This is a genomic window from Longimicrobiaceae bacterium (genome assembly GCA_035696245.1).
Lineage (GTDB): Bacteria > Gemmatimonadota > Gemmatimonadetes > Longimicrobiales > Longimicrobiaceae > DASRQW01.
Genome location: DASRQW010000243.1, coordinates 16,126 through 28,065, shown reverse-complemented (window position 1 = coordinate 28,065; position 11,940 = coordinate 16,126). Strand labels below are relative to the sequence as shown.

Here is an 11,940-nt window from a genome sequence, read left to right as displayed (position 1 = left end):
ACGCGTACGTGGCGCCGCGCACGCCGGCCGAGCGGGTGCTCGCGAGCATCTGGAGCGACGTGCTGGGTGTGGAACGAGTGGGCGCGAGCGACAGCTTCTTCGAGCTGGGTGGGCATTCGCTGCTCGCCACGCGCGTCATCTCGCGCATCCGCGACGCCTTTGCGGCAGAGGTGCCGCTGCGCGCGCTGTTCGAGGCGCCCACGCTGGCCGGCCTCGCCGCGCGCATCGAAGCGGAGATGCGCGAAGCCGCGGGCGCCGCAGTGCCGCCGCTGGTGCCCGTGTCGCGCGACGGGCCGGTGCCGCTCTCGTTCGCGCAGGAGCGGCTGTGGTTCATCGACCAGATGCAGCCCGGCAGCGTCGCGTACAACATGCCCACCGCGCTCCGGCTGGGCGGCGATCTGCACGTCCGCGCGCTGGAGCGTGCGCTGGGCGAGATCGTGCGCCGCCACGAGGTGCTGCGCGTCCGCTTCCACTCCGACGGTGACCGTCCCGTGCAGCTCTTCGCCCCCGCGGACGGCTTCACGCTGCACGTGGAAGACCTCTCCACGCTGGAACCCTCGTCGCGCGACGCCGAAGCCGCGCGCCTCGCCGAGGCCGACGCGCGCACGCCGTTCGATCTGGCCGCGGGCCCGCTCTTCCGCGCCCGCCTGCTCCGCCTCGCCGACGACGAGCACGTGCTGCTCGTCGCCATGCACCACGCGGTGAGCGACGGCTGGAGCATGGACGTCTTCTCGCGCGAGCTGTTCGCGCTGTATGCCGCGTTCTCGGAAGGACTTCCGTCGCCGCTGCCGGAGCTGGCGGTGCAGTACGCCGACTACGCCGTGTGGCAGCGCGCGTGGCTGGCCGGCGGCGAGCTGGAGCGTCAGCTCGGCTACTGGCGCGAGCGGCTGGCCGGCGCGCCCGCCGTGCTGGAGCTTCCCACCGACCACCCGCGCCCCGCGGTGCAGAGCTTCCGCGGCGGCGAGCACGTCTTCGCCCTTCCGCGCGAGCTGGGCGAGCGGATGCGCGCCGTGGCCCGCGCGAGCGACGCCACGCCGTTCATGGCGATGATGGCCGCGTGGCAGGTGATGCTCGCTAAGCTGTCCGGCCAGGACGACGTCGTCGTCGGCACGCCCATCGCCAACCGCACGCGCGGCGAGACCGAGCCGCTGATCGGCTACTTCGCGAACACGCTGGCGCTGCGCACCGACGTGGGCGGCGACCCGTCGTTCCGTGAGGTGCTGGGCCGCGTGCGCGAGGCCACGCTGGGCGCGTACGCCCACCAGGACCTCCCGTTCGAGAAGCTGGTGGAGGAGCTGAAGGTGCCGCGCGATCTGTCGCACTCGCCGGTGTTCCAGGTGATGTTCTCGTACCAGGACGTCGCCATCCGCGGCGCCGAGGCGGCCGAAGGGCTCGCCGTGAGCGGCGACACCGCCACGCTGGGCACCGCCAAGTTCGACCTCACCCTCGCGCTGATGGACCACGGCGGCGAGGTCGTGGGCGCGCTGGAATACGCCTCGGATCTCTTCGACGCCGCCACGGCGGAGCGCATCGCTGGCCACTTCGCCACTGTCCTCGCAGCCGTCACCGAAGACGCGGACGCGCCGCTCTCGCGCGTCTCCCTGCTCGCGGGCGATGAGCGGACGCGCGTGCTGGAAGATTGGAACGCGACCGCGACGGATTACCCGCGCGCCGCATCCATCCACGCGCTCTTCGCCGCCCAGGCCGCCGCGACGCCTGACGCGCTCGCCATCGAGTTCGGCGCATCGCATCTCTCGTACGCCGAGCTGGACGCGCTCTCCAGCCGCCTCGCGACCCACCTCCGCTCGCTCGGCGTCGGCATCGAAAGCCGCGTCGGCGTGTCGATGGAGCGCTCGGCGGAGTTCGTCGTCACGCTGCTCGCGATCCTCAAGACCGGCGCCGCGTACGTCCCGCTCGACCCGAGCTACCCGGCTGATCGTCTCGCCTTCATGCTGGACGATTCGCAGATCGGCGTGCTCCTCGTGGAAGATGCGCTCCCGGAAGCCCTCGCATCTTTCACTGGCACCATCATCTCGCTGTCTGGAGATGCCGAGCGGATCGCGGCGGAGAGCCCCGCATCTCCCGAAATCTCCGTCTTCCCCGAATCGCTGGCATACGTCGTCTACACGTCCGGCTCCACGGGCAAGCCGAAGGGGATCGGCATCCCGCACCAAGCCGTCGTGCGCCTGGTCCGCGAGAGCAACTACGTCCAGCTCATCTCGGATGATCGTGTCGCGCAGGTCTCCAACGCCTCGTTCGACGCTGCGACCTTCGAGGTCTGGGGCGCGCTGCTCAACGGCGCCTCGCTCATCGGCATCGACCGCGACGTGACGCTGTCTCCGGAGCGGTTCGTGATGGCGCTTCGGGAGATGCGGATCGGGACGATGTTCCTGACCACCGCGCTGTTCAACCAGATCGCACGGGAGATTCCGGACGGCTTCTCATCGCTCGATAACGTGCTGTTCGGCGGCGAGGCGGTCGATCCGTCCGCCGTGCGCGCGGTGCTGCATGCGGGCGGACCGACGCGTCTGCTGCACGTCTACGGTCCGACGGAGAGCACGACGTTCGCGACGTGGCATCAGGTCGATGCGGTAGATGAAGACGCGGGGACGGTTCCGATCGGCGCGCCACTGTCGAACACGACGACGTACGTGCTCGACCGCGAGATGCAGCCGGTGCCGGTGGGCGTGACGGGCGAGCTGTACATCGGCGGCGACGGTCTGGCGCGCGGCTATCTGGGCCGTGCGGGGCTGACGGCGGAGCGGTTCGTCCCGAATCCGTTCATCGGAGGCCAGCGGCTGTACAAGACGGGAGATGCGGTCCGGTGGAACGCGTCCGGAGCCATCGAGTTCGTTGGGCGGTTGGACGAGCAGGTGAAGATCCGCGGCTTCCGCATCGAGCTGGGCGAGATCGAGGCGGCGCTGTCGTCGCACGCGTCCGTGCGCGACGTGACGGTGATCGCGGGGGAGGACGTGCCAGGCAACAAGCGGCTCGTGGCGTACGTGGTCGCATCTACCGAATCGGTAGATGTGGATGCGGCGGTGCTGCGTGCACATCTCACGGCATCGCTGCCGGAGTACATGGTGCCGAGCGCGTTCGTGACGCTGGACGCGCTGCCGCTCACACCGAACGGCAAGGTGAACCGCCGCGCCCTCCCCGCGCCCGAGCTTTCGGCGGATGCGGAGTCGTACGTCGCGCCGCGCAACGCTGCGGAGGAGGTAGTGGCGGGCGTGTGGAGCGAGGTTCTAGGCGTGGAGCGCATCGGCGTGCACGACAACTTCTTCGAGATGGGCGGCCACTCGCTGCTCGCCACGCAGGTCGTGACGCGCATCCGCAACGCGTTCGGCAGCCAGCTTCCGCTGCGCGCGCTGTTCGAGGCGCCCACCGTGGCCGGCCTCGCCGCCAAGGTCGAAGCCGCCCGCGCCGACACCGCGCCTGCGGCGATGCCGCCGGTCACCCCCGCGCCCCGCGACGGCGAGATCCCGCTCTCGTTCGCGCAGGAGCGGATGTGGTTCCTGGACCAGATGGAGCCGGGCACCGCGACGTTCAACATGCCCGCGCCGCTGCTCATCCACGGCCCGCTCGATGCCGCCGCCCTGGAGCGCGCGCTCGGCGGGGTCGTGCAGCGCCACGAGTCGCTGCGCACCAGCTTCCCGCAGGTCGGCGGCAAGCCCGTGCAGCGCATCTCCCCGGCGGGCCCCGCCGCGTTGCCGGTCCTCGACCTCGCGCATCTCCCCGAAACCGAGCGCCGCCGCGAGCTGGACCGCCTCACCGCCGAGGACGTGCGCGCGCCGTTCGACCTCGCGAGCGGCCCGCTCTTCCGCGCCCGCCTCATCCGCTTAACGGAAGACGAGCACGCGCTGCTGCTGAACGTGCACCACGCCGTGAGCGACGGGTGGAGCACCGGCGTGCTGATGACCGATCTGGACGCACTCTACGCCGCCTTCCGCGACGGCCGGGCATCTCCGCTCGCGCCGCTGCCGGTGCAGTACGCGGACTTCGCCGTCGCCCAGCGTGCCTGGCTCACCGGCGAGGTGCTGGAGACGCAGCTCGGCTACTGGCGCGACCGCTTCGCCACGCTGCCGGCGCCCCTGGACCTGCCCACCGACCGCCCCCGCCCCGCCGTGCAGACGCACCGCGGCGGGCTGGAGAGGTTCCGCCTGCCCGCGGAGCTGGCCGACGCGCTGGACGCGCTGGCCCGTCGCGAGGGCGCCACGCTGTTCATGGTGCTGCTCGCCGCGTTCAAGCTCCTGCTGTCGCGCTACACCGGTCAGGCGGACGTGACCGTCGGCACGCCCATCGCCGGGCGCACGCGGCCGGAGCTGGAGGGCCTCGTCGGCCTCTTCCTCAACACCCTGGCACTGCGCACGGACCTGAGCGGCGACCCGGACTTCCGCGCGCTGCTGGCCCGCGTGCGCGAGACCACGCTGGGCGCGTACGGCCACCAGGACGTGCCGTTCGAGCGCGTGCTGGAAGAGGAGAAGCCGCCGCGCAGCCTCAGCCACACGCCGCTCTTCCAGGTCATGTTCAACATGACCAACTTCGGCCGGCTGGGCGGCGGGGGCGGCACGCCCGCGCTCCACGCCGAGCAGATGCCGCCGCCCGAGGGGCTGGACAGCAAGTTCGACATGACGCTGTACGTGGACCGCAACCCGTCCGGCGTGGGCATCGAGCTCATCTACAACGCCGACCTGTTCGACGCCGCGCGCATGCGGGAGATGCTGGGCCAGCTCCGCTCCGTGCTGGAGCAGGCCGTGCGCGACCCGGCCGCGCCCGCCGCCACCCTTTCGCTCGTCACGCCGGATGCGCGCGAGGTGCTGCCGGACCCGACGGCACCCATCGAGCCCGTCTGGAACGGCGCCGTCCACGAAATGGTCTCCGCCTCCGCGCGCACGTTCGCGGACCGCGTCTCCGTGCGCGACCGCGAGGGCGAGTGGACGTACGCGGAGCTGGAGATGCGCACCAATCGGCTCGCGCGCCATCTCGCCGAAAGCGGCATCGGCGCGGGCGACGTGGTCGCCGTGTACGCGCACCGCTCGGCGGCGCTCACGTGGGCCCTGCTCGGCATCCTCAAGGCAGGTGCGGCGTTCGTCATCCTCGATCCCGCCTACCCCGCCGCGCGCCTGGCCGAGCGCGCATCCATGGCCCAGCCGCGCGGCTGGATCACCATCGAAGCCGCGGGGGAGATCCCCGAAACGCTACAGCAGACGGTGGATGCGCTCGCGCCCGCATGCCGCGTCACGCTGTCGATGGACGATGCGCACCCCGACTCGCTGCTCCTCGCCGGGTATCCCGCCGATGCGCCGATGATCGATGTCGACCCGGACACGCTCGCGTACCTCGCCTTCACGTCCGGCACCACGGGCGCGGCCAAGGCGGTAATGGGCACGCACGGGCCGCTGTCGCACTTCTTCGCCTGGCACCGCGACACGTTCGCGTTCGGCGCGGACGACTGCGTGAGCATGCTGGGCGGCCTGTCGCACGACCCGCTGCTGCGCGACGTCTTCGCGCCGCTGGTGGCCGGCGGCACGTCCTGCATCCCCGATCCCGACCGCATGGCCGAGCCCGGCTGGCTCGCCGCGTGGATGGCGCGCGAAGCCGTCACCGTCGCGCACCTCACCCCGGCGATGGGCCAGCTCCTCGCGTCGGCTTCGGGAGATGCGGGGCTGCCCACGCTTCCGCATCTCCGCCTCGCCTTCTTCGGCGGCGAGATGCTGTCGCGGCGGGATGCGGCCCGGATTCGGGAGATGGCGCCCGGCGCGCGCTGCATCAACTTCTACGGCGCCACCGAGACTCCGCAGGCCATGGCGTGGCATCAGGTTGCGCCGTCCCCCGAGCGCGAGGTGCTGCCCGTGGGCCGCGGCATCGACGGCGTGCAGCTTCTCCTCCTCACCCCGTCCGGCGCGCTGGCCGGCATCGGCGAGACGGGCGAGGTCGCCATCCGCACGCCGTACCTGGCCCGCGGCTACCTGGGCGACCCCGAGCTGACGGCGGCGAAGTTCGCGCCCAATCCGCTCAGCGAGCTTCCCGGCGACCGCATCTACCGCACGGGCGACCTGGGCCGCTACCTGCCCAACGGCGAGGTGGAGATGCTGGGCCGCGCCGACGCGCAGGTGAAGGTCCGCGGCTTCCGCGTGGAGCTGGGCGAGGTGGAAGCCGCCCTCGCGCGCCACCCGTCCGTGCGCGACGCCGCCGCCGCGCTGCGCGAGACCGCCGCGGGCCGCACCGTCCTCGTCGGCTACGTCGTCGCTGCAGGCGAGCCCCCCACGGCCGCCGAGCTGCGGCGGCACATGGGCGAGCAGCTTCCGGACTACATGGTCCCCGCCGCGTTCGTGCTGCTGGACGCGATGCCCGTCACCGCCAACGGCAAGGTCGACCGCCGCGCCCTCCCCGCCCCTGAGGCCACCGGCGGCGAAGCGGACTACGTCGCCCCGCGCGACGAGACGGAAGAGTCGCTGGCGGCGATTTGGGCGGAGGTGCTGAGGGTGGAGCGCGTGGGCGTGGAGGACAACTTCTTTGCGCTCGGCGGGCACTCGCTGCTCGCCACGCAGGTCGTCGCCCGCATCCAGCAGGCGCACGACATTCCCGTACCGCTGCGCACCTTCTTCGAGGGCCCCACGATCGCCGCGCTCGCGCAGTTCCTCCGCGACGCCGAGCTTGCCGCCCTCGCCGCCATGATGGACGACCTCGACGCCCTGACAGACGACGAGATCGCCGCCCTCCTCGCAGCGGAGGCCGCGGGCACGGAGCCGGAGGGGTGAGCGCTTCCGGACCGCGAGAAGTGTCCGGGCGTAGGGGTGCGATTCATCGCATCCGGTCAGCGTTTCCGCGTGGCAAGTGGCTACGGGAACGGCATCTACCGTAGGCCGGACGCGTGACGCCTAGCGGCTGAAGCCGCGGCTACAACGGCACGAAACCAGCCTTCGCGGGCTGCGTCCGAGAGTGCATCGCGGCCAGAACGTTGGTTAACAGTCGGAGGGAACGAACCTGGACTGACAGCTTCCGGAGAAGCTCGTGAGGTGGGAACATTGGCCAAGTGCACAGCCGATCCTCCTTGGCAGATCGAGGGCACCGAGAGGGCAAACATTGCGGCCGCAAGCACCTGCCGTTAGCCTGCCATGGACGTTCTCCGGGCCAGTCAACGCAACGGTGTCCGGTCGTGCGACCATTCCACCCGCATTGGTGACGCTCAACCATCTGATGCTGGAGCGAGGATGCGATTCGCGTTGGTGGGCTTCGTTTTCCTGCATGCTTCGCTTGCGTGCACCCCTCCGGCGGCTGCGCAGAGCGGGTGTCCGGCGCCCGTCGCGCATGCGCGGGAGCAGGTGGCGGGCGTTCTGGCGGATGCGCGACTCGCGCCGGCACGTTCGGCTAACGGGATGGCCAGCGTTCGCGCGATCAGGCTCCGGCCGCTGGAAGGCAGAAGCGACGAGGCCGCGTGTGCCAGGCTCGCCACTCACGTCCATCCCGACACCGGGCACCGGCACACGTGGAGCTTCTACGAGGCGGACGGATTCTACTTTGCCGTCGTGCAGTACGAGCCGAACGCTCCGCCCGTCGTTCGTCACGCTGACGGGCGCATCTCGCTGAACAACGAGGAGTTGTGGGACCAGGTCTGGATCTTCGCGCCGGACTTCCGGCTGCTCACGATCCGGCTGCGGTAGCCGCGCCCCTTCCCACATCTCCAGAAAACGCACGACGTGCCGCGGCCCCGGGGCTCGCGGCACGTTCGCTCTTCGTGCTGAACGTTCACCTACTTGCCTGCGTCATCCGTGTGATCCCGCTGGCAGTATGACGACGAAAAGAGGTCCGGCCGCGGTGGCCGGACCTCTTTCGTGTTCGTGCTGCTTGAACGGGGTCTACATCGTCCCGGCGGCGCCGGCGGTGCGGATGGAGACGGGGCCGTTGGTGGTGACCACGCGGATGGTGGGGCCGCCGCCGTTGATGTCGCTGGAGATGCGGCTGTTGATACGGCCCTGCACCGTCACGGAAAAGTCCACGCGCATCGGACCGTTAGTCGTCCCCGCCTCCAGGTGCGCGGCGAAGCGCGGCGGCATGCTGAGCGTCACCGGCCCGTTCGTGGTCTCCAGGTCCAGCCCGCTCCCGCTCCACCGCGCGCCCGAGAGCTCCACGCGCAGGGGGCCGTTGGTGGTGCGGCCGCGCACGTTGCCCGACACGCCGCTCACCGTCATCGGGCCGTTGGTGGCGTCCATGCGCACGTCGCCGCTCACGTCGCGCAGGGCGATGGGGCCGTTGGTGGTGACCAGCGCCAGGTTGGAGCGGCGCGGCACGAACACCTCGTAGCTCACGGACCACTGGCGGTTGCGGTCGGTGCGCGGGCCGGTGGCGTGCACGCGCGAGCCGCCCGTCTCCACGCGGATCTGCTGCGCGATGGCGCGGGCGTCCGCGTCGGACGTGCCGCGGGTCTGGATGCGCTCCTGCACCAGCACCTCGTTGCGGTCCCAGCCGCGCACCGACACCCCGCCGTTCTCCCGCGCATCTACCGAGATCGTGCCGCCCGTGGCCGCCAGCCGCGCCTCGCGCACCTCGCAGTGCACCGAGCCGCGGTTGTTGCCCCAGCCTGAGTCGCCGCGCTGGCACCGGGCGACCCAGTCCGCCGAGCTGGATTGCTGCCCGTTGTCCTGCGCGGCGGCGCCAACCGCCGTCACCGCCAAAGCCGCCAGCGGCAGCGCCGCCGTGAAGAGCATCCGAACGCGCATCGCCGTGCCTCCATATCCGTGGGATGAGATGAACCGCGTGAATCACGCCCGCTGGCCGGCCGCCCGATCGCGCACTCGGCGCGCCAGCCGCACGAGCGTAGGACGTGCCTCGCGGCGAAAAGGTTGGAATCGGCCGAGCAGGAACATCGTCGGAGGCAGACTTCCGCGGCCAGGCGGGACTTCGCTTCCCGCGACGGTGATCGAAACCCGCGGCCGCCCCGCATCTCCCGAAACGCGGAGGGAGCCGCGCATCCCCCGAGATCCCCGGGCGACACCAGGCCCCAGCGTCGTCCGCACAGCATCGGCCACCCGCCGTCGACCGATGCGGTCAGCCGCTTCCGGTGGAGCGGTGGGGGGCGTGCACCGGCTTGGACTCGGGCGAGCCCTTCTGGCGCAGGAAGATGGAGAGCACCACGATGGCGATGACGGAGAGGAACTCGCTCTGCCAGTTCTGGAACGACTCGAACCAGAACTGCGAGGTGCAGAGGTAGCCCAGCAGCGTGACCGGCGCGTCGCCGTGCGCGATCTGCTCCGCGCTGTACTCCTTGGCGCCACCCGCGGCGTGGAGCAGGAACGAGAGGGTGAAGAGCGCCAGGAAGGCGAGCGCGAGCGAGTTCTCGTACACCTTGAGCACCAGCCCCCCGCGGCGCACCGGCCATGGCGCGCCAGGGTCGTTACGGTGCAGGCGCGGATCCTCGTCGATCTCCTGCTCGTCCGCGCCCTCCTCGTCCTCCGGCTTCTTGGACTCTGACGAGCCGCGCTGGACGAGGAAGACGGTGAGGAAGACGTAGGTGCCCATCTGCAGGAACTCGGACTCCCAGTTCTCGAACGTGGCCTCCACGAAGTGCCCGGTGGTGAGATATCCGGCCAGGGTCACGGTGGGCTGGTGATGGCTGGTCTGGTCCTGGTTGTAGACGCGCTCGCCGGTGGCGACCTGCCCGCCGAAGGAGACGACGAAGAGCGCTAGGGCGGCCCAGGTCAGGGCGTTGTTCCGCATGGGGTCCGGTGGGGTGGGGACGGGCTGCGCGCCCGCGGGAGCCGGCACGAGGCGGCGGCTTCGTACCTACTGGGCAATCCCGATGCCGTACGCGGGGAGCGTACACGAGAGAACGCCGGTGAGATAAGGCTGACCGGCCGCTCGGGAGATGCGGGATGGACCTACGCCAGCGGGGACGGCGACGCCTTGTTGAATCGGGCCGACGTGCCGAGCGGGCCCTTTCACGTCCGCGTCCGATACCGGAGGCGAATCGTGATCGGGGCCCGCCCGTCGGCCGGACGTCTCGCGGATGCGGGAGGGCGTCCGGCCGGATCGCCTACTGCTGGCAGGGCTTGTTGCGGTCGGGAACGGGCTTGTCGACGACGACGCGGTGGTCCAGGTCGGCCACGCGCACCGTGACGTCGCGGATCAGCGTGGCCACGCGGGCCATGTGGTCGTAGTCGATGTACTGCGCCTCGTCGGTGAGCTGGTGGTAGTCCTCGTGCCCGCCGGTGGAGAAGAAGGTGATGGGGATGCCGTAGCGCGCGTAGTTGTAGTGGTCGCTGCGGCAGTAGTACTGCGCCGGGTGCCCGTTGGTGTCGAACTGGTAGTCGAACGACAGCGGCTCGCGCTCGCCGCGGTTCACGGCCTCCACCAGGTCGCCCAGCTCGCTGGACAGGCGGTGCGACCCGATGAGCTGCAGGTAGCGCGGTCCGCCGCCCTGCAGGTCCGAGGCGTCGCCGCGCCCGATCATGTCGATGTTGAGCTGCGCCACGATGCTGTCGCGCGGCACGGTGGGGTGGTCGGTGAACCACTCGCTGCCGTACAGCCCCAGCTCCTCGGCGGTGTGCCAGACGAAGACGATGCTGCGCTTGGGATGCACGGGCCCTTTCGCCAGCGCCTCGGCGATCTCCAGGACCGAGACGGTGCCCGAGCCGTCGTCGTCGGCGCCGTTGAAGATGGAGTCGCGACGCGCGGGGCGCAGCCTGCGCACGGAGTCGATGGAGGCGCGGATGCGCGTCCACTCGGCGGGCGAGGGGGTGCCCGCCTCCTCGTCATCGGCGCCGTGGGGCCGCATGTAGCGGTTGAACACGCGCAGGCTGTCGTGGTCCACCGGCTCGTGGTTGAAGCCCACGTGGTCGTTGTGCGCCCCCACGGCCACGAACTGCCCGCGCAGCCGCGGGTCGCTGCCGCGCAGGATGCCCACGACGTTGCGGCCCGGCACCGGCTCGTCCGCGAAGGCGATCCCGCCGCGCACGGTCTTGCCCGCCGCGCCCGGCGTCGCCGAAGCCAGCGGCGTGCCCAGCAGCCGGGCCGCGGTGGCGGCGGTCACGTACAGGAACGCCGGCTTGCCCGAGGCGTCCGCCTGCTCGGGCTTCATCTCCACGCTGGGCGTGCGGTAGTACTCCTGCACGGCGGGCGGGAGGATGTCCATGCTGGCGTACGCGATGCCCGCGGCGGAGTGGAAGCGCGCGGTCACCAGGTTGCGCGTGACGGACGGGACGGGCTGTCCGCTCGCGTCCACCGCGCCCGCCAGCAGCACCAGCTTGCCCGCGGCCTGCTCGGCCGGGATCATGCTCGCGTTGTCGCCCCACCGGCCGCCGTACACGACCTGCACGCCGTCCAGCGTGCGCACGCCGTAGCCCTGGTCGCGCGGCAGGTAGTCGGTCCACAGCCCCAGCGCGGCGCCGTCCACCGCGAGCGACTGGCCGGGCACCAGGGTGCGCTTCATGAGCGGCACGTCCTGGAAGAAGGTGCCACGGTCGCCTGCCGGCTCCAGCCCGATGCGCGCGGCCTCGCGGGCGATGTACGCGGTGCCCTTCAGGTTGTTCTCGGTGCCCGCCTCGCGGCCCATCATGCTGTCGGCCGCGAAGGGGTAGAGGCGGCTCATCAGGTCGGCCGCGGTGATGGCCGGCACGGTGGGCCGGGGCGCCCGCGTGAGCGGGAGCGGCGCCTGCGCCCGCGCCGCGCCGGGCACGACGGCGAGCGCGAGCAGGCACAGGAGGCTGCGCGAGGTGGTCATGTAGCCTGGTTTTGTCGGGGGAGTTCCGGCCCGGGACGGGGCCGTCGCGCGCGCTTCTACCCTCCGCGCCGCGCGGTGTTTCGCCTGTTACGATGCGAAGACGCACATCGTTTCAGACGCGTCTCCGGAACCGCTTGCCACGCACCGGGATCTGCGTCCCTCCGCCGTGCCTTGCGTTCCACGCCGCTAGGGCCGCGCTGCCTGCGCACCCGTCCATTCCG

The 11,940-nt window shown here is 71.3% G+C and carries 5 protein-coding genes; 2 read left to right on the top strand and 3 right to left on the bottom strand.

Annotation, left to right across the window (positions count from 1 at the left end; genetic code table 11):
• Nucleotides 1-35 precede the first annotated feature (35 nt).
• Both VFE05_11640 and VFE05_11635 read left to right on the top strand, forming a co-directional pair.
• Nucleotides 36-6,761, top strand: coding sequence for an amino acid adenylation domain-containing protein (locus tag VFE05_11640; protein ID HET6230713.1), 6,726 nt, complete (start codon nt 36-38; stop codon nt 6,759-6,761).
• A 453-nt stretch (nt 6,762-7,214) separates the two neighbouring features.
• Nucleotides 7,215-7,664: a hypothetical protein gene (locus VFE05_11635; GenBank protein HET6230712.1), complete on the top strand. Its 450-nt coding sequence runs from the start codon at nt 7,215-7,217 to the stop codon at nt 7,662-7,664.
• Between the two features lie 195 nt (nt 7,665-7,859).
• On the opposite strand, the gene VFE05_11630 is transcribed toward VFE05_11635, so the two are convergent.
• The 3 genes from VFE05_11630 to VFE05_11620 form a co-directional block, all read right to left on the bottom strand.
• Nucleotides 7,860-8,720, bottom strand: a complete 861-nt coding sequence (locus VFE05_11630) for a DUF4097 family beta strand repeat-containing protein (GenBank protein ID HET6230711.1) — start codon at nt 8,718-8,720, stop codon at nt 7,860-7,862.
• A 328-nt stretch (nt 8,721-9,048) separates the two neighbouring features.
• Entirely contained in the window at nt 9,049-9,717 is a 669-nt protein-coding gene (locus VFE05_11625) for a DUF6766 family protein (protein ID HET6230710.1), read from the bottom strand.
• 316 nt (nt 9,718-10,033) lie between these two features.
• Nucleotides 10,034-11,719 (bottom strand): M28 family peptidase, encoded by a 1,686-nt coding sequence (locus tag VFE05_11620; GenBank protein HET6230709.1) that lies wholly within the window; start codon nt 11,717-11,719, stop codon nt 10,034-10,036.
• Nucleotides 11,720-11,940: the final 221 nt, after the last annotated feature.